The following is a 17,185-nucleotide window of genomic DNA, read 5'->3' as shown; positions in this document are numbered from 1 at the left end:
AGGAGAGGGCGCGGCGCCGTTTGCTGCAGGGCGGTATTGATTCAATACCCCAGAGGCTCACCCACCAGAATGACTTTGATGCGGCCGGGCACGCGCTGGGCGCGCAGCACGGTGTAAGTGCAGCAGATACGCGCCGGGGATTTGCAGTGCTGGCACCGGCCGGTGGAGGCACAGGGGGTGGCTGTGTGCAGCCGGGCGGCGTTGGCCGGGGCGGCCAGGGTCTCCAGGCGGGTTTCGGCTTCGTTCAGATCCCGTACCAGTTTGTTGCAACCCACCACCAGGATCACGCTTTTAGGACCGTAGGTGATGGCCGCCACCCGGTTCCCGTTGCCGTCTACATTGAACACCTCGCCAGCCTCGGTGACGGCGTTGGCCGAAGCCAGATATGCGTCGGCAGAAAAGGCCGCCCGATAGATCTCCTGCACCTGCTCGCCGCTCAGGCCGGGGGCGTAGCGATCCAGATAGCGGTAATCCCCGCCGGCCAGCATCTCCAGCACGCCGCATTGCTGCAGGCTGACGCTGCCGCCCACGGCGACCGTGTCCCCCTTGTGCAGCAGCCGGGCCACCAGGGCAGGCACCTGGGCGGCGGTGGGCACACAGTAAGTATCCATGCGGTTCGCCCGCAGGGCCTCGGCCACACGTTCCATGCGCTGCTGTGTCACACGTTGTACGATCTCATTGTCCATCATCGACGCCTCCATTGCTCATCTGTATATTCCGCGATGCCGCGCAAGACAGCATCAAACGCTGCCCGGCAGCCTGCCGATGCACCTTCTCTCAGCCCAGCACCAACCCGGCCAGCAGGGCCAGATCGTCGATCACCGGTGCTCCGGTGGCCATCAGCACCTGACGGGCCTGGTGGCCCCGGGCGTACAGCACGCAGTCGGCGCCCATGGCCCGGGCAGTCTGCCAATCGTGGTCGGTGTCGCCCACCATCAGGGCCCGGGAGGGGTCAATGCCGCTGCCGGCCATCCATTCCCGGCCCCGCCGGGCTTTGCTGACGCCCAGAATATCCGAAAGCCCCAGCACTTGGGCAAAGGTGCCCTCTGCCAGCCCATAGTGGGCCAGCTGACGATGCAGCATCTCCTGCTGGGTGGCGCTGAGCACTACCTGAACAACGCCGGCATCTTTCAGGCCGGCCAGGGCCTGCCGGGCGCCGGGCTGCAGCGGGCAGGCCAGGCTGCCCGGCTCATACAATGCCATGTATTCCTCGGCCAGCGCCTCGTAGGGCGTGCGGGAAAAATCAAAGCCAACGTCCTTGTAATATTCGCTGATGGGAAAGCGGAACACCTGCCGGTAGGCCGCCAGCCCACCGGAAAGGGGCGCGTAGCCGTGGCCCGTCAGCAGGCGGTTCAGCAGCTTCAGGGAAAAATCCACATCGTCCAGCAGCGTGCCGTTCCAGTCCCAGATCACAGCGTCGTATCCCACGGGCTCCTTCCTTTCCTTTCAGTCCTCAAACCACCGCTTCAAAACGGGCGTCCTGTTCACAGCGCGGGCCAGCGTCAGGCCCATGGCGCCGGCACACACCGCCTGGCCGATGCCCACGGTGAGCATATTGAACAGCAGCATGGGCGCGTTGGCAGTCTCGGGCATGAAGATGTAGGTGATCTCCGGGCCGACGATCAGCATGTTCACAAAGATGGGCGGCAGGCAGGCGGCCCAGGGCAGGCCGCTTTTGGTGCGCACATGGCGCAGCCGGCGGGTGAGCAGCGCGGCGATCAGCGTGGCCAGGGTGCCCAGCAGCATGTCCCAGGGGCTCATACTGATGGTGTTGGCCAGCAGGCAGCCCAGGGTGAGGGCCCACACGGCGTCCGGCGTGAACACGGGCAGAATGGTCAGCGCCTCGCTGAAGCGGAACTGGATGCCCCCGTAGGCCAGGGATTGGGTGGCGAAGCACAGGGCCACATAGATTGCCGCGATCAGTGCGGCGCGAACAAGACGTTTGGTTTTCATGGTACACTCTTTCCGCACCCGGGCGCGCAGGGCCCCGGGCACTGGCGGCAGAATTTTGCCCGCACGGTGCCGCCAGCTCCGCCCGGGTGGGGCCGCGCCGCCCGGAGAGGGAAAAGGCGCGGCAGGCCTAAAAGGCAGGGCGCGGCAGGTATTCCCGCGGCACCCGGCCAAAGTTGCCTATGGGGTATTATAGCATAATCTGCCCGTTTGTGCTATACTGATGAGGAAATTTGCCCCCGGGGAAGGCCCGGGGCGAGGGAAGTGAAAGGCTTTGGATTGGAAAACCCTGCGCGCGGCTTTTCCACGCACGATACCCGTGCTGACGGGTTATTTGTTTTTAGGCGCGGCCTACGGCGTGCTGATGGCCAGCGCCGGCTACCCGGCGGCCCTGGCTGTGGGCATGAGCGCTGCGGTGTATGCCGGCAGCATGCAGTTTGCTGCGGTGCCTCTGCTGGCAGGAGCCGACCCGCTGGGCGCCTTTGCCCTGACGCTGCTGGTAAATGCCCGGCACATTTTTTATGGCGTGGCCATGCTGGGGAAGTACCGCGGCGCCGGTTCCTGGCGGCCCTATTTGATCTTTGCGCTGACGGATGAGACGTTTGCGGTGAACAGCGCAGGACAGGTGCCCCCGGGCCTGGACGCCGGGCGCTTTTACGGGGCGGTGTCCCTGCTGAACCAGAGCTACTGGGTACTGGCCACAGCCCTGGGCTGCGCCCTGGGGGCGGCGGCCCGGTTCGACACCCGGGGCATCAGTTTTGTGATGACGGCACTGTTTGTGTCCATTTTTACCGGCCAGTGGCTGGATTCCCCCGAGCACCGCCCCGCTCTGGCGGGGCTGGGGGCCGCGGCAGTGTGCCTGGCGCTGTTCGGGCCTGACGGCTTCATGCTGCCGGCCATGGGGCTGATTGTGGCCCTGCTGCTGGCGATGCGCCCCTGGCTGGAGGGCTCCGGCGGGGCAGAGAAACCCGCCGCCGGCCCGCTGCCGGCCGGAAATCAGCCGGATGACCCGGGAGAGGAGGCATGCCCGTGAACGGAATGACGTTGGCCGTGGCGGCGGCCGTGTGCGCGGGCACGGTGCTCACCCGGTTTTTGCCCTTCTGGCTGCTGCCCGCAAATAAGCCCCTGCCGGCCTGGGCGGCCTATTTGGCCCGGGTGCTGCCCCCGGCGGTGATGGGCCTGCTGGTTGTATATTGCCTGAAAGATGTTTCCTTCGCGGCGGCACCTTTCGGCTTGCCGGAGCTGGCCTGCATGGCACTGGCGGCGGCGCTGTATGCCTGGAAGCGCAATATGCTGCTGAGCATCGCCCTGCCCACGGCCGCCTATATGGCAGTTCTGTATCTGCTGTAAGAGCTTCCGGCTCGGCGCAGCCGGTTTGTAAAACGCCTCCGCTGCGGGTTAAATCCCCGCAGCGGAGGCGTTTTCGTGTGAAGAGGATGATGCCGGCACCTGCCGCTCGGCCGCAGACGGCAGGGCGGCCCGCAGCCCGCGCTCCGCCGTGCAGCAGCCGCGTTGCTTGCCGCCAAAGTGTGCTGGTCCGAAGCTATGCAGGTGTTCGCCGCACGGCAAATCCGCACCACAGACAGCCTCCGGGTTTGCGGCCTGTGGGGCTGTGGTCAGAGCAGCATCGCGCCGGTGCCGGCCAGGATCAGAAACAGGCCGGCGGCGGCTTTTCTGCTCAGCGTTTCATTCAAAAGAAAGCGGGAACAGAAAACCGTGACAACGATGCTCAGTTTGTCGATCGGTACAACGGCACTGGCGGGACCGTCCTGCAGTGCGCGGTAATAGCACAGCCAGGAAAGCCCTGTGGTGAGGCCGGAAAGGAACAGAAACACCCAGCTTCTGGGGCTGATTTGTTTGATTTCGTGCTGTTTCCCGGTGATGGCCACCATCAGCCAGGCCATGGCCAGAACCACGACAGTGCGGATGGCCGTACCCAGGTTTGATTCCACATCCTCCACGCCGATTTTTCCGAAGATGGAAGTCAGGGCGGCAAACAGGGCGGAGAGCACTGCGAAAAGCAGCCAGCTCTTGCTCTGCCCCGCCCGCTTGGCCGTCTCTTTCCGGGTGATCATCAGCAGGGTTCCGATACCGATGCCCAGCATGCCCGCCAGCTTGGGGGCGGAAATCGGTTCGCCCAACAGGAGGAAAGCCAGCAGGATGGTCAGTACGGTGCTGGATTTGTCAATCGGTGCGACCTTGTTTACATCCCCCAGCTGCAGCGCGCGGAAATAGCACAGCCAGGATGCGCCGGTGGACAGCCCGGACAGAACCAGAAAATACAGCGCCCGTCCGGAAAGCTGCCAGAGCTGCCGCTGTGAGCCGACAAGGAAGACCATCAGCCAGGAGAACGCCAGCACGACGGCGGTGCGCAGGGCCGTCGCCAGTGTGGAGTTGACTTTTTCCATCCCGATTTTTGCCAGGACGGCGGTGATTCCTGCAAAAAAAGCGGAACCCAATGCAAATATCAGCCATGCCACGGCAATACATCCTCCTTTTTACGGCTTGAAACGGTATCCGGTACCCCAAACGGTTTGGATGTATCGGGGCGAGGAAGGATCCTGTTCGATCTTTTCCCGCAGGCGGTTGATGTGTACCGCCACCGTTGCGCTGTCCCCATGGCATCGTATCCCCAGATCCGCTCGTACAGGGCCTCTTTGCTGAACACGATGTCCACATTCAGCATCAGGAACAGCAGCAGTTCATATTCTTTGTTTTTCAGCGCGATTTCCCGCCCGTCCACAAATACCCGCCGGGCATCCTGCTGCAGCAATATGCTGCCGATCCGGATCTGCGGCTGCCTGTGCCTGGCCGTCTGCTTCAGGCGGCCATACTGGGCAAGGTTCGCCTTGATCCGCGCCACCAGCACATGGGGGGAAAAGGGTTTGGTGATATATCTTCACCTTCGATATAGCACTGTTATATAACGCTGTTATGTTATAGCGGGCAAAAGGCTTCTTGTCAAGCAGAGGCCTCTGCTTCAGGCAAGCCGACATGAAAAGGTGCGCTGAATCCCAGCAGATATGGCAGCCGCTAAAGATGACGGGCCGGTGCTATGTCATAAAAAGCAAAAGAAAAAGCTGAACCTGGAACGCGGATTGCGCCCGGGATCAGCTTGGGTTCAGTTGACAAAACAGATGTTGAAAAACGCGGGCAAAAAAGTAACGCACTCCACAAACGTGAAGTGCGCGACTTGGACGCGGCAGCTTGCCGCTGGCAGGCGTGGTCGGTTTAGATTGCGAGCATCCGCAAAAGGGGAGAGGCAACCAAACTGCCAAAACAGCGGTCCCACGCTTTCAAAGATATTCGCTCATCATCTGTTCTGCCAGATGGCCTTTTTACGCACTCTCATCCCAATCATTCGTCTGGGAGAATAAATATTTGCCTGCAATCATGAAACGAGTTTATTTTCTCAAGCGTGACCGAAAGTCTTATGTCGCATTGAATGGTTTGACCTGTCTTCAGTTTAGAAAAATCGACCATTTTTACATTTTCATCGACTATTTCATAAATTTCTACTTTTCCATTGACCGTCATGGTTACCGAAGCTGGCTCGCCATTCTCCAACAACAATTCGATATCTTCATCTTCTTCAGAAATCGAAGTAATTTCGCCTGTAATATATCTTCTTGGGATATCATCATAGGAGTATCTATTGGAAGGCGTTTGTAAAAGAATCACTGAAATCCCGACTGCAATAAAAACCACTGCGAGCAATAATGCCACATATTTTATTTTGCTTTTCACGAACCATTCCCCCTTTTTAATAATTAGGAGGTCTGTACGCTAACATAATAATAGCTCATAAAAATCCCAAAATCAAGGGTGAAAGACGATCGTCTTGACCCTGCCTTTCAAGGGATATCCTCAGAAAGTCAGGACCCCCGGCTTCACCGGTGGTTTTGATTTGAAAGGACTGCTTTTTATTTTACTATTCCTGATCTGCCGATTTGGGGGGGAGAAAGATAGCGGGAAGGGTTTGAGACCACCTTGTCGATTGCAACGGTAGCGGCCCCCAGAAGGACCAGGTCATCCTGGGGATTGGTGAAGATGAGCTTAGGCTCCTCATAGCAGCCGTGCTTATAATGTCGGAGGGAGGACTGGATGGCATCAAGCAAAACATCCCCGCAGCTTGTCATGATATCGCTGACAACCACCACATCGGGGAAAAACAGGGGAAGAATGGAAGCAATACCGCAGCCCAGAGAATGTCCCCATTCCTCCACCATAGCAAGGGCCAGAGGATCTTTGACTTTCATGGCAGAGATGATGTCGTAGATGGTGAAGGTATCCTTTTTGTCCTGTAGAAGGCTGTCGGGAAAGTGAGAGAGCCTCTCTCGGGTTCTCCGAATAAAGCTGGGAAAACTGCAATAAGTCTCAAGGCAGCCAATGCACCCACTGGAACACTGTTCCCCGTGCAAATTAATAATGATGTGGCCAAATTCAAAGGCGTGGCTTAAAAAATCAGAGAGAGGATGTCCGTTGAGGACAAAGTTGCCTCCCACGCCCTCGGCGGCAAAGATATGCATCAGCCGGGTGTGTGGATTGCAACTGGTCCGGAACCACCAGTATCCCAGAGCGCCGGCTGCCGCATCATGATCCGCAAAAACAGGCAGAGAGATCTTTTCCTGCAATTTTTTCAGCAGGGGATAAGCAGTTTTTTCATCCGCCCTCGGTTCAGAAAAAAGAATGCTCCCCTCATTGTACACATAGGGTCCGACGGTGGCGACCCCCACCGCAATGATGTGGGGATGGCGGCGGCAAATTTCTGCCACCTTTTCTGCGATGAGAGAAATGAGAGCATCCATCGAGTGATAAGTCAGGTGCTCAATGGTCAGACTGATCAGTTCATTGCGGGAAATACCCGCAAAATCCAATAGGTCAATTTTTAGCCGCTCCCAGGAGATTTTGATGGCAATGACATAAAAATCAGAGTAGTTAAAGGAGAGGCTGATAGACCGCCGCCCCTTAGCTCCCTCGGAGAGACCGGTTTCCACCACAAGGTTGTCTTCTAAAAGCTGTTGCACAATTTTCGTAATGGAGGCGGGTTTAAGGCCTACTGCTTCCGAGAGCTCCGTACGGGAACATCCGCGGTGATGGATCAGATACCGCAAGATTTGCGCCTTGTTCTCATTGAGAAGATCGTTAAGATTCTTTCCTGATTTCATAATAAACCTCATATATCATTTAACAGAATTAAATATTTCATTTAAGACTATTATAAATCATTTTTCAGGATTGTCAAATTTTTTTCGAAAAGGGAAAAGGAAGGAGTATTGTGAAATCGCATAAGGAATATTCTCTATTTTTAGAGAGATAACCAATTTCTGTCTTGACCTATTGACAGAGGTAATACTTTCCGCTATCATTTATTTAACAGAATGAAAGGATACGCAAAATGAAAAAACGTAAAAAACAAAGAAAGGAGGAAAGAAATGCTGACACGTGGGATTCTCCATGCACAGACAAGATCACTGCTCGCAAGGACAGGACACCGGGACTGGCTGGCCCTGACAGACGCGGGGTTCAACAATCCACCGCAAGTTGAGACTGTCGATTTAGCTTTTCTCCCCAACTTGCCAACCATGCTGCAGGTACTGGATGGCATTTTGGAGGAATTCAATGTGGAAAAGGTCATACTTGCCGAGGAGATCAGGGAATTTGCTCCGGATCTTTTAGATGAGTATCAAAAGAGGTTCGAGGGGATCACTATCGAATTTGTTCCTCACAGCAAGTTTGACCAGCTCGTTCCCAAGGCAAAGGGCATCATACGCACCGGACAATATGGTCTGCATGCACCCAATCTCATACTTCAGTCTGGCTGCACCTATGACGGATAAAGATGAATAAAAAGGTACAAAAGCTTCCCCTATTTAAAAAGGGAAGCTGAGTGATAAAAAGGAGGAGTAAACAAAATGAAAAAAATGATCGCAGTTTTATTGGCGCTGACGCTCGTATTTACCCTGGCCGCCTGCAGCAGCTCTGCGCCAGATCCCGGCAGCTCGGATGCAAGCCAGCCGTCTAGCTCTACGGCGAATAACTCATCTACAGAGAGTACAGCCACAGCTGACGGAGAGGGCTATGACATTGTGTTTATCCCCAAAGGCGTCGCTGATTTCTGGAGCATCGTGTCCGGCGGCTTTGAACAGGCTGCTAAAGATGCTGGTATGACGCCACGTGTTGTCTATCCCGATAAAGAGGAGGCGTCCCGCCAGGTGGAGGTCATGTATGACGTCATCAACTCCAAGCCGGATGCTATCGTTCTCTCTCCTGTTAATGCGGAGCCGCTGATAGCGCCTTGCCAGGCCGCTCAGGAAGCAGGAATTCCGGTCATCCTGGTAGATACTCTGATTGCATCAGATGACTATGTCTGTGCTTTTGCTACGGACAATGTGACTGCTGGTGCATTGGCGGCTGATGAAATGGCCAAGAGAATCAACAACGAGGGGAAGGTACATATCTTTGCCGGAAGCCCGGCAAGCACCTCCAACGTAGACCGCGTCAAAGGCTTTACCGACCGCATGGCGGAGGCTTATCCGGATATTGAAGTGATTGGAACACTCTACAGCGAAGCGGATATCAACCTATGCACCACTCAGGCGGTGGATGTTATTACCGCGAACCCGGACATCAAGGGCATGTTTGCAGTGGATGAAACCCGTACCTCTGGGGTAGGAACCGCTCTGACACAGCTGGGCAAAGAGGGTGAGATCATTTTGGGAGGCTTCGACTCCAATCCGGACAGCGCAGAACTGATGAGAAATGGAACGGTTCAGTTTCTGACGGTTCAGCAGCCCTATCAGATGGGATACCAGGGGTTTGAGGCAGCGGTCAAGACTCTTAACGGAGAAGAGCTGGCTCATGAGACTGTGGACACCGGCTGTACAGTAGTTCCGGCGGAGAAGATGGAAGAGGAAGAGATGCAGAAGTTGCTTTTCCCGTTAGATTACATTGGACAATAAAAAAGCGATAGGAACGAAGGGAATGCGCTGGAGACTGTGTTCCAGCTCCAGCGCATATTTTTTAGAAGGAGATAAGCCATGACACCATTGCTTGAGATGGAACATATCACAAAGAAATTTCCTGGAGTGGTGGCTCTCGACGATGTCTCGCTGGATGTCAGAGCTGGAGAGGTGCATGCGCTGGTCGGTGAAAACGGCGCCGGAAAATCGACGCTCATAAAAATTCTGTACGGTGTGTACCAACCGGATACCGGATCCATCGCCATCGAGGGGAAGAAAACGAAAATCGCCAACGCTCAGGACGCAATAAGCCAGGGAATTGGCGTTGTGTTTCAGGAACTGAATGTTTGCCCGCATCTGGATGTAGCAAACAACATCTTTCTGGGATGCATCAAAAATAAATTTGGCGTCATCGATGACAAATGGGCCATTGAAGAGACCAAAAAAATATTAAAAGAGACAGTAAAACTGGAGGTAGATCCTGCCAGTCTGATGAAAGATCTTTCCATTGCAGACCGGCAGATGGTGGAGATTGCTAAGGTGGTTTCCAAAGGGTGTAAAATCGTGGTGTTCGACGAGCCAACCTCATCTTTAACCGACAATGAGATTCACCATCTTTTTGAAATCATCAGGAAATTAAGAGAAAAAGGGGTGGGAATTATTTATATCTCCCACCGTATGGAAGAGCTCGATGAGATTGCGGACCGCATCACTGTAATGCGGGATGGAAAACTTGTACAGACCATGGACTACAAGGACACCAACCGCGAAATGATTATCCGCCTCATGGTGGGGCGGGAGATGACAAACGTCTATCCCCAGTATACCCGAAACATTGGAGATGTTATTTTTGAGGCAAAAAACATTAAATACGGCAATAAGCTGGATGTAGATCATTTTGAAGTCCGCGCCGGAGAAATTGTTGGCGTAGCGGGACTGGTGGGGGCCGGGCGGACCGAAACCATGCGTGCGCTGTTCGGGGCCGACCCCGTGGACTCCAAGGAGATTCTCTTGTACGGCAAATCATACAACTTTAAAAGACCATCCGAGGCCATTGAGGCGGGCTTTGTGTATATGACAGAGGACAGAAAGCTGGACGGGACCGCGCTGGGGCTGGATATTGAATCGAACATCACCTTAGCTTCCCTTAAAAAATTCTCTCGTTATGGCGTTATGCAGGATAAAAAGACGGAACAAAACGCCAAGGACTTTTGCAAGCAGCTCAATATCCGCACGCCAAGCATCCGGCAGCTGGTGCGAAACCTCTCCGGAGGAAACCAACAGAAGGTCATCCTGGCCCGCTGGCTGACCCGCAAGGCCAAAGTTCTTGTCTTTGACGAGCCCACAAGGGGCATTGATGTGGGTGCGAAATATGAGATTTATAATATCATGAACCAGCTTTCCGACGAGGGGATGGGTATCATTATGATCTCTTCCGACCTGCCGGAGGTGCTGGGTATGAGCGATCGGGTGCTGGTGTTCCGAGGAGGGCGCATCACCGCAGATCTGCCTCGATCTGAGGCGAATTCTGAGACAGTGATGAAGTACGCCACCGGAAGCGTTTGATACCTTTTGGAGGGTGAAAGGAGAGATAGTGATGAATAAGGTATGGAATCGGGTAAAAAATAACAAGTATCTTAAAAGCCTGGGGCCGGTAGGCGTTCTCATAGGCATTCTGTTGTTTATGTTTATCAGTACCCCAGAATTTCGTAGCGCCGCCAATTTGACCCAGGTGCTTCTGAGCGCCTCTGTCTATATGCTGTTGGCGATGGGTATGTCGTTTGTCATCATCATCGGCGGTATTGACCTGTCGGTCGGCTCTATCGTGGGACTAACGGGAGGCATCACATGCATCACCATGACTATGTTCCATATCCCCTTGGGCTTTGCCCTGATCTGCGGCGCGCTGTGCGGGCTGGCCTGCGGCTTTATCAACGGGCTTTTGGTCACCAAACTGGGGCTGATCCCCTTCATCGCCACTCTGGGCGGGCAGTGGATCTATCGTGGGATTTTAAAGCTGCTCAACAACGGAGCAACCATCACTGTCCGTGGTGCTGTCAACGATGAAACCATGGATATGATGCTTTTTTTAGGGAACGGGCGCTTTTTGGGTATCCCAATTCCCGTCTATGTGGTGGCGGTGGTAGCCATCATTCTAACTTTTCTTTTGAAGAAAACCACCTATGGACGCAGTGTTTACGCCATTGGTAGCAATACAGAAACTGCCCGGATGGCGGGCATCAACGTCAAGCGGGTACAGCTGATGACCTTCTCCCTGGCGGGCCTTCTCTCCGGCATTGCGGGGCTGGTTATGCTCTCCCGTATGATCTCTGCCCAGACCAACACGGGGGAAGGCTATGAGTTTGAGGGGATTTTTGCCTCCGTTATCGGCGGAGTCAGCATGGCCGGCGGAGAAGGAAATGTTCTGGGAGCTCTCATCGGAGCGCTGATTGTGGCCATTCTGCGCAATGGGCTCAACCTCAACGGTGTCAACTCCTTCTGGCAGCAGGTGATCCTTGGAATTTTGATTGTACTGGTCGTTTATATTGACTCTCTGCGCACCCGCAAGAAGAGTGCATTTTAAAAAATGATGCGAGGGTTATAACAAATATAACAAAGAGGAGGAACTAACATGGAATTACAGTTAGCTTTGGATATGGTAGAGGAGGAAAAGGGATTAGCCGTGGCAAAATCAGTGGCGGACCTCATCGATATTCTAGAACTGGGTACTCCTTATTCCTTTATTCATTCCATTGATTCGGTAGGGATGTATAAAAAAGCACTGCCCGGCGTCAGGATCCTGTCTGATTTTAAGATTATGGACGGCGGCTACGGCATAGCGGAAATCGCCTACAAAGCGGGGGCGGACGTCACCACTGTTTCCGCGCGCACCTGGGATGACACGGTGAAGCAGGCCATCCAGGCGGCGAGAGACAATGGGCGGCAGATTCTGGTGGACATGATGGGTGTCCCGGAGGATGAAATTGCTAAAAGAGGCGCGGAGATTGACGCCATGAAACCAGACTATATCTGCATCCACCGGGCAGTTTCAGTAGCTAGTAGCGCAAGCCCAGAGGAACCGCTGCGGATGCTGCGGGAGGTAGTGAAAAATGCTAAGGTGGCGGTAGCAGGGGGCATTAACTGTGAGACACTAAAGAAGGTAGTACAATACCATCCAGATCTGGTTATTATCGGCAGTGCCATCTCCTCTGCGGAGAATCCCAGAGCGGTGGCGGAAGAGATGCGCGGAATTATGGAGGGCAAATAAATGAATGCAAAAGAGATAGCGCTGGGGGAAATCAAAGCACTTGCGGAAATCCTCAGCCATGTCGACACCGCACAGACAGATCAGCTGGTCAGAGAGATCACACAGGCAAAGCGCATTTTTATCGGGGGAGCTGGGAGAAGCCTGCTTTCGATGAAGGGATTTGCCATGCGCCTGATGCAGACCGCCCATGAAACCTTTTTGGTGGGGGAGGTATGCACCCCTAGTGTGCAGCCGGGTGATCTGTTGATCGTCGGTTCTGGTTCCGGCAAGACCCCTGTCACACTGGAAGTGGTGCGCAAGGCAAAAAGCCATGGAGCCCGCACAGCCGTGATCACCATGCATCCCGATGCGCCGATCCCTAAGGAGTGTGACTGTGTGGTTACCCTGCTGGAAACGCCGCCTGTGAGCCATGAGGACAGCGAGGCACTTGCCTTTGCCAAGGCAAATCTGGGCGGGAATTTCTCTGAAGCGGCGGTCACCCTGGCTATGGATGGCGTCATCGGGCAGCTCATGAAGGAAAACGGCCAGACAGGGGAAACGATCATGTTTTATCACGCTAATTTGGAATAAGACCAGACGAGGACAGGGAGAACAGACTATGCAAACAACAGAAAGAAAATTTGACCTTGTCTCCATGGGCGACTTGATGATTGACTTTAGCTGCGTGGGGAAAAGCAAAGCGGGAAGGCTTCTTTATGAGCGCAACCCTGGAGGGGGGCCTATGAATGTGGCGGCCCAGCTATCCAGGCTGGGAGGAAAAGCAGGGATCATTTCTTCGGTCGGGGAGGATGAGCACGGCGAATACCTTTACCATCTGGCACAGGATGACCTGGGTTTTGACGTGACCAATTTGCAATATACCAGCCAGGTGGGAACCAGGTGCCTGTTTGTCTATTTTGATGAAAACAACGACCGGTCCTTTACCAACTATAAAAGCCCGCGCTCTGATTTGATGATTGATGGAGATCGGCTGGATATGGAGCAGATTCGCAGTTGTAAAGTGTTTAATTACACCCCTTTGGCCTTCGAATTTGCCTATCCCATTGCGGAAGCGACACAAAAGATTTTGAAGGTAGTGAAAGAAAACGGGATCATGATCTCCTTCGACCCCAACTACCGCTTCCCCTATACCGATCAAAAGGCGCTGGAAATGGCGATTGACGCGATCAAAAGCGCCCAAATCCTCAAGCTCACACTACAGGAGCTCCGGTATTTTCTGGGGGAAGAGGATATCTATACGGCAACAGAGAAACTGCTTGACGGTAATGCTCGGATTGTGGCGGTCACTATGGGCCCTAATGGCTGCTTTTTGAGGAACAGGAGGGGCTTTGTCTACCGCCCCACCTATGACGTTCCGGTCTTGGATACCACCGGGGCGGGGGATTCCTTTATGGGGTCCATGATCTATGCGGTGACCCGGCCCGGCGTGGACATTGACACGTTGGGGGAAAAGGAACTGACAGAGATCGCTGATTTTTGCAATGCGTGTTCCTCTGGTTCCACCATGCAGAGAGGTTCCCTGCTGGTCATGCCGAATAGGGAGAAAGTTAAAAAGATTCAGGACGATGTGCCGTTTCGGAACACCACTTTGGAGGGAGCCCTCCGTCAGGGAATTTAGGGAGGGCTGGAAGAATATCCAGAGAAAAAAACTGAAGTTAGCCGGAGGAGGATCAATATGAATTCAATTTTAGTTGTAGGGGCTGGCAAGGAGGGCAAAGGTTTTTTGGGAGAGACCTTTTCCACCGATGGATGGAAGGTTTCCTTCTTGGACAAAGACCCTAAAGTCATCGAGGCCTTAAAGAAGGGTAGCTATACCGTTCACTGCCATCAGGTCAATGGCTCCTTTACTCGGATCATCCGGGATTATGATGCCTATCTGTGTGACGAGGCTTATTCCTGCATGGATGCCCTTTTGGATGCAGACATCATCGGACTTGCACTGTACCCAGAGGATATCCCGGAAGCGGCAGACTATCTGGGACGTGGCCTTTCGGAAAGGGCGAGAAGGCAGGGAAAAAATTTGACGATCATCAGCGCCACCAATAAAAACCACCTGATGAAAGCTATAGAGGGATGGTTTTTGGACGCTTTGGACGGCGAAGAGGCCCGTCAATGGTTCAGGGAACATGTGGCCCTGCGGGACGCCATTGTCCGCCGGAGCACCAGTGCAAAGACCTCGGCGGACCTGGAACTCAACACCCAGGTTACCTGTACCCTTTTGGTCCAGCAACCGGTGTATGCAGATCTGAGCCAGGTGCGCTGGCTGGAGCTGAAGGACCATCTGGAGCAGCTAAAGGATATGAAGCTCTACACCATCAACGGTCCCCATGTTACCTGTGCGTTTGCAGGATACTTGAAGGGATATACCACCATCAACGAGGCCTCCGCCGATCCGGAGGTAGCGGCTTTGATGCGGGCAGTACTGGAAGAAGCAGTGCCGGGACTGAGCCGGGAATTTCATGTGCCGGAGGAGGATATCTGGGACTTTTGCACCTTGCCTTCCCCTAAGCATGACATGACCGATCTGATCTACCGGGTGGCGCTGGACCCTATGCGCAAACTCAGCCACAACGACCGTCTCACCGGCAATGCACTCTTTTGCTTAAAGCATGGCATCGACCCCAAAGCTATCATCCAATCCATGGCCAACGGCTTTGCCTATGCCGAGCCTCGGGATGAAAAGGCGATGGAAATTCAGAGGCATATTAAAGAACTTGGAATTGAAAAAGCCATTTCCAAGGTTTGTAGCTTACCGGAAGATCACGAACTGGTTTACCGGGTCGCCCAGGCTTACCGTACGATAAAAAAATAGGGGGAGGGCGTTTCGGGCGAGAGAGCCTTCCTGTCCGAAAAGTGTACCCGTCTTATCCCAAAAGAAAAGGAGGGAGACAATGCTGGATGTTCTCGCCATAGGGGAAACAGTTATCGATTTTACTCCTATTGGCACCTCCCCCGCGGGGAATCCCATCTATGAAGCACAGCCGGGAGGAGCCCCTAGCAATATGTTGGCGGAAGCGTCGAAGCTGGGCGCGAAAACAGCGCTGATTGGCATGGTAGGCAGGGATCCACTGGGGCTGTTTCTCCATCAAGTGCTCATAGCGTATGGCATCGGAGCAAAGGGAGTCAAAATTACGGAACAGGCCCCTACAGTTTTTACCTTGGTTGACCATGATAAGAGGGGGGACCGAACCTTTTTCTCCCTACAGAACCGGACGGTTTTAAACGTTTTTTCTGTAGAAGACATCGACTTTGATGGGTTAGAGGATACGAAAATCCTCCACATTGCAGGTTCTCTTCTGTGCAGCCCCAATGGGCTGGAAATTATACAAAAGGCAAAAAAATATGCGGCCTCCAAGGGGATACCTGTCTGCTGTGATGTCAATTGGCGTCCCTATACCTATGACAGGGATTACGCTCAAAAGGTGCTGCTCCCCTATTTGGCCCATTTGGATATCTTAAAAATTTCCTGGGAAGAACTGGAACTTTTTACAGACACCTTCGACTTAAAAGAGGGTTGTCAAAAGTTCTCGGAGCTGGGGACGAAATTAACCGCAGTTTCCATGGGAGCCAAGGGCTGCTATTTTTCCTACGCCAATGGCAGTGGTCACCTGCCCACCTACGATGTCAAGGTGGTAGACACCAACGCGTCTGGTGACAGCTTTACTGGCGCTCTACTGGTAGAGCTTAGTAAGCTGGATCTCCCTGTGGAGAAGATTCCCCTGGAACAGATGCGAGCCATTATGGACTTTGCTAATGCGGCTGGGGCAGCCTGCGCTGCCCACTCAGGAGCCATCTGTGCGGTTCCCACAAGGGAACAGGTGGAGATGTGCAGGAAAAGGACACCGATGCTTTTCCCCAAAAATCTATCAAATCCAAAGGAATAGAAAAATTTAGAAGTGATTTATCATAGTTTTATAAAATTTTTCTCCTCACAGATTTCTCACTAAGTGAAGACAGCCCGCCTTTAGGTGGGCTGTCTTCACTTAGTGAGAAATGTAAAAAAGGAGGAATCCTCCCATGATTTTTGAGAATATTTATGATGACAGTGAACAAATTTATGGTACCAGAAAAATCACAGCGGTATTACGAAATCAAGAAATTAAGACAAGTAAAAAATATGTTTCTGAAATGATGAAAGAATTGGAGAGTAGCAGCGTCAGCACTACAGCAAAGAAGGAATATAAAAATGGAAGAAAGGGCAAAATAGAAATTTCTTGCAACAGCAGTTTCAAACCGAACGGCCAAACCGAGTTCGGGTTAGCGATATTACTGCTTTTAAGTTTAAACCAAAATATTATTATCTCTGTGCTATCATTGATCTGTTCTCAAGAAAGATCATTTCCTATCGAATCTCTCAGAATAGCAGTACACAATTACTCGCTAAAACGTTTAAGCAAGTCTATACCGAGAGAAAACCAGAAAAGAAACTTATGTTTCATAGCGACTGGGGAACACAGTATATGTCTTACACATTCGTCCACGTATTAGAAGACTTTGGAGTAAAAAATCCTTTTCTCGAACTGGACAACCTTACAATAATGCAGTCGCAGAAGCGTTTTTCTCAATCCTTAAAAAAGAAGAACTATATCGGCGGCACTATTCTTCCGAAGCGGATCTAATAAGAGGTATTCACCGGTTTATTGACTTCTATAACAATGAACGCCCACATTCCTCAATACAGTATAAAACTCCGGATCATAAGGAACAGGAATATTGGAAGAAAAAAGACTCGCTTAAAAAATGAGAATTGGGGGTTCGGATATAGCCACTTTTTTATTTTTACATTGCAATTTTCCCATTTTTATAAAAATGGGTAAACTGAAAAAATGGCTTAAATGCTGGATTTATGACACGAAAAAAAGAGGCCGAAATTTGGATGTCTCATTTTTGAGTTCCAAATTTCGACCTCTGTCCATCATGGTGCGGATAACAGGACTTGAACCTGCACAGTATTGCTACCACTAGAACCTGAATCTAGCGCGTCTGCCAATTCCGCCATATCCGC

The 17,185-nt window shown here is 52.9% G+C and carries 20 protein-coding genes, 1 tRNA gene and 2 pseudogenes; 15 read left to right on the top strand and 8 right to left on the bottom strand.

Translation table 11 applies throughout. The features are described 5' to 3' along the window. Positions 1 to 41 precede the first annotated feature (41 nt). The 3 genes from ACZ25G_RS01935 to ACZ25G_RS01925 all read right to left on the bottom strand — a co-directional run bounded on the left by ACZ25G_RS01935 (position 42) and on the right by ACZ25G_RS01925 (position 1,953). Positions 42 to 686: a lactate utilization protein gene (locus ACZ25G_RS01935; RefSeq protein ID WP_463681353.1), complete on the bottom strand. Its 645-nt coding sequence runs from the start codon at positions 684 to 686 to the stop codon at positions 42 to 44. 91 nt (positions 687 to 777) lie between these two features. Beyond that, positions 778 to 1,413 carry an HAD family hydrolase gene (locus ACZ25G_RS01930; protein ID WP_463681355.1) on the bottom strand — a complete coding sequence of 212 codons (636 nt, stop codon included), beginning with the start codon at positions 1,411 to 1,413 and terminating at the stop codon, positions 778 to 780. A 33-nt stretch (positions 1,414 to 1,446) separates the two neighbouring features. Next, entirely contained in the window at positions 1,447 to 1,953 is a 507-nt protein-coding gene (locus tag ACZ25G_RS01925) for a QueT transporter family protein (protein WP_463681352.1), read from the bottom strand. Between the two features lie 271 nt (positions 1,954 to 2,224). On the opposite strand from ACZ25G_RS01925, the gene ACZ25G_RS01920 reads away from it, so the two are divergent. Next, positions 2,225 to 2,983 (top strand): AzlC family ABC transporter permease, encoded by a 759-nt coding sequence (locus ACZ25G_RS01920; protein ID WP_463681351.1) that lies wholly within the window; start codon positions 2,225 to 2,227, stop codon positions 2,981 to 2,983. A gap of 5 nt (positions 2,984 to 2,988) precedes the next feature. Beyond that, entirely contained in the window at positions 2,989 to 3,300 is a 312-nt protein-coding gene (locus ACZ25G_RS01915; RefSeq protein ID WP_463681354.1) for a branched-chain amino acid transporter permease, read from the top strand. Between the two features lie 266 nt (positions 3,301 to 3,566). Here ACZ25G_RS01915 and ACZ25G_RS01910 read toward each other — a convergent pair whose 3' ends face one another. Together ACZ25G_RS01910 and ACZ25G_RS01905 are read right to left on the bottom strand one after the other, a co-directional pair. Next, the gene (locus ACZ25G_RS01910) at positions 3,567 to 4,430 is read right to left on the bottom strand and encodes an EamA family transporter (RefSeq protein WP_463681350.1); all 864 of its coding nucleotides are present in this window, start codon (positions 4,428 to 4,430) and stop codon (positions 3,567 to 3,569) included. Then, on the bottom strand, positions 4,418 to 4,813 hold the full coding sequence (locus tag ACZ25G_RS01905) for a response regulator transcription factor (RefSeq protein ID WP_463681349.1): 396 nt from the start codon (positions 4,811 to 4,813) through the stop codon (positions 4,418 to 4,420). The genes ACZ25G_RS01910 and ACZ25G_RS01905 overlap by 13 nt, the downstream gene beginning before the upstream one ends. Positions 4,814 to 4,973: 160 nt before the next feature. On the opposite strand from ACZ25G_RS01905, the gene ACZ25G_RS01900 reads away from it, so the two are divergent. Beyond that, positions 4,974 to 5,327 carry a hypothetical protein gene (locus ACZ25G_RS01900; protein WP_463681348.1) on the top strand — a complete coding sequence of 118 codons (354 nt, stop codon included), beginning with the start codon at positions 4,974 to 4,976 and terminating at the stop codon, positions 5,325 to 5,327. Here ACZ25G_RS01900 and ACZ25G_RS01895 read toward each other — a convergent pair. Together ACZ25G_RS01895 and ACZ25G_RS01890 are read right to left on the bottom strand one after the other, a co-directional pair. Then, positions 5,308 to 5,697, bottom strand: coding sequence for a hypothetical protein (locus ACZ25G_RS01895; protein ID WP_463681347.1), 390 nt, complete (start codon positions 5,695 to 5,697; stop codon positions 5,308 to 5,310). The two genes, ACZ25G_RS01900 and ACZ25G_RS01895, sit on opposite strands and share 20 nt — an antisense overlap. A 176-nt stretch (positions 5,698 to 5,873) precedes the next feature. Continuing rightward, entirely contained in the window at positions 5,874 to 7,118 is a 1,245-nt protein-coding gene (locus tag ACZ25G_RS01890; RefSeq protein WP_463681346.1) for an ROK family transcriptional regulator, read from the bottom strand. Positions 7,119 to 7,385: 267 nt separating this feature from the next. Between ACZ25G_RS01890 and rbsD the strand changes: the two genes are divergently transcribed. The 12 genes and pseudogenes from rbsD (at position 7,386) to ACZ25G_RS01830 (ending at position 16,924) form a co-directional block, all read left to right on the top strand. Beyond that, on the top strand, positions 7,386 to 7,790 hold the full coding sequence (gene rbsD, locus ACZ25G_RS01885) for a D-ribose pyranase (protein ID WP_342681943.1): 405 nt from the start codon (positions 7,386 to 7,388) through the stop codon (positions 7,788 to 7,790). Between the two features lie 75 nt (positions 7,791 to 7,865). Then, on the top strand, positions 7,866 to 8,912 hold the full coding sequence (locus ACZ25G_RS01880) for an ABC transporter substrate-binding protein (RefSeq protein WP_342681942.1): 1,047 nt from the start codon (positions 7,866 to 7,868) through the stop codon (positions 8,910 to 8,912). Positions 8,913 to 8,990: 78 nt separating this feature from the next. Then, positions 8,991 to 10,478, top strand: a complete 1,488-nt coding sequence (locus ACZ25G_RS01875) for a sugar ABC transporter ATP-binding protein (RefSeq protein ID WP_463681345.1) — start codon at positions 8,991 to 8,993, stop codon at positions 10,476 to 10,478. Between the two features lie 31 nt (positions 10,479 to 10,509). After that, positions 10,510 to 11,496 carry an ABC transporter permease gene (locus tag ACZ25G_RS01870; protein WP_463681344.1) on the top strand — a complete coding sequence of 329 codons (987 nt, stop codon included), beginning with the start codon at positions 10,510 to 10,512 and terminating at the stop codon, positions 11,494 to 11,496. A 48-nt stretch (positions 11,497 to 11,544) separates the two neighbouring features. Continuing rightward, complete coding sequence (locus ACZ25G_RS01865) at positions 11,545 to 12,180, top strand: orotidine 5'-phosphate decarboxylase / HUMPS family protein (RefSeq protein ID WP_463681343.1); 636 nt, start codon at positions 11,545 to 11,547, stop codon at positions 12,178 to 12,180. After that, the gene (gene hxlB, locus ACZ25G_RS01860; RefSeq protein WP_342681939.1) at positions 12,181 to 12,750 is read left to right on the top strand and encodes a 6-phospho-3-hexuloisomerase; all 570 of its coding nucleotides are present in this window, start codon (positions 12,181 to 12,183) and stop codon (positions 12,748 to 12,750) included. 28 nt (positions 12,751 to 12,778) lie between these two features. Further along, entirely contained in the window at positions 12,779 to 13,798 is a 1,020-nt protein-coding gene (locus tag ACZ25G_RS01855) for a PfkB family carbohydrate kinase (protein WP_191483289.1), read from the top strand. Between the two features lie 57 nt (positions 13,799 to 13,855). Beyond that, positions 13,856 to 14,992, top strand: a complete 1,137-nt coding sequence (locus tag ACZ25G_RS01850; protein WP_463681342.1) for a mannitol dehydrogenase family protein — start codon at positions 13,856 to 13,858, stop codon at positions 14,990 to 14,992. Between the two features lie 79 nt (positions 14,993 to 15,071). After that, the gene (locus tag ACZ25G_RS01845; protein WP_191483291.1) at positions 15,072 to 16,064 is read left to right on the top strand and encodes a PfkB family carbohydrate kinase; all 993 of its coding nucleotides are present in this window, start codon (positions 15,072 to 15,074) and stop codon (positions 16,062 to 16,064) included. Positions 16,065 to 16,197: 133 nt separating this feature from the next. Then, a pseudogene (locus ACZ25G_RS01840) lies at positions 16,198 to 16,269 on the top strand (hypothetical protein); the annotation flags it as partial. Between the two features lie 125 nt (positions 16,270 to 16,394). Further along, a pseudogene (locus ACZ25G_RS01835) lies at positions 16,395 to 16,625 on the top strand (DDE-type integrase/transposase/recombinase); the annotation flags it as partial. Then, complete coding sequence (locus tag ACZ25G_RS01830; RefSeq protein WP_462933637.1) at positions 16,625 to 16,924, top strand: integrase core domain-containing protein; 300 nt, start codon at positions 16,625 to 16,627, stop codon at positions 16,922 to 16,924. The pseudogene ACZ25G_RS01835 and the gene ACZ25G_RS01830, both read left to right, overlap by 1 nt. 174 nt (positions 16,925 to 17,098) lie before the next feature. Here ACZ25G_RS01830 and ACZ25G_RS01825 read toward each other — a convergent pair. Beyond that, positions 17,099 to 17,185, bottom strand: a tRNA-Leu gene (locus ACZ25G_RS01825).

The organism is Zongyangia sp., from assembly GCF_965361945.1.
Note: the sequence above shows the minus strand (reverse complement) of the source record. Positions and strands in the feature narration are given on the sequence as shown.

Coding starts and splice junctions, on each gene's coding strand:
- ACZ25G_RS01935 (WP_463681353.1), bottom strand. CDS start 686: ATGGACAATGAGATCGTACAACGTGTGACACAGCAGCGCATGGAACGT.
- ACZ25G_RS01925 (WP_463681352.1), bottom strand. CDS start 1,953: ATGAAAACCAAACGTCTTGTTCGCGCCGCACTGATCGCGGCAATCTAT.
- ACZ25G_RS01915 (WP_463681354.1), top strand. CDS start 2,989: ATGACGTTGGCCGTGGCGGCGGCCGTGTGCGCGGGCACGGTGCTCACC.
- ACZ25G_RS01900 (WP_463681348.1), top strand. CDS start 4,974: ATGGCAGCCGCTAAAGATGACGGGCCGGTGCTATGTCATAAAAAGCAA.
- ACZ25G_RS01890 (WP_463681346.1), bottom strand. CDS start 7,118: ATGAAATCAGGAAAGAATCTTAACGATCTTCTCAATGAGAACAAGGCG.
- rbsD (WP_342681943.1), top strand. CDS start 7,386: ATGCTGACACGTGGGATTCTCCATGCACAGACAAGATCACTGCTCGCA.
- ACZ25G_RS01880 (WP_342681942.1), top strand. CDS start 7,866: ATGAAAAAAATGATCGCAGTTTTATTGGCGCTGACGCTCGTATTTACC.
- ACZ25G_RS01875 (WP_463681345.1), top strand. CDS start 8,991: ATGACACCATTGCTTGAGATGGAACATATCACAAAGAAATTTCCTGGA.
- ACZ25G_RS01870 (WP_463681344.1), top strand. CDS start 10,510: ATGAATAAGGTATGGAATCGGGTAAAAAATAACAAGTATCTTAAAAGC.
- ACZ25G_RS01865 (WP_463681343.1), top strand. CDS start 11,545: ATGGAATTACAGTTAGCTTTGGATATGGTAGAGGAGGAAAAGGGATTA.
- hxlB (WP_342681939.1), top strand. CDS start 12,181: ATGAATGCAAAAGAGATAGCGCTGGGGGAAATCAAAGCACTTGCGGAA.
- ACZ25G_RS01855 (WP_191483289.1), top strand. CDS start 12,779: ATGCAAACAACAGAAAGAAAATTTGACCTTGTCTCCATGGGCGACTTG.
- ACZ25G_RS01850 (WP_463681342.1), top strand. CDS start 13,856: ATGAATTCAATTTTAGTTGTAGGGGCTGGCAAGGAGGGCAAAGGTTTT.
- ACZ25G_RS01845 (WP_191483291.1), top strand. CDS start 15,072: ATGCTGGATGTTCTCGCCATAGGGGAAACAGTTATCGATTTTACTCCT.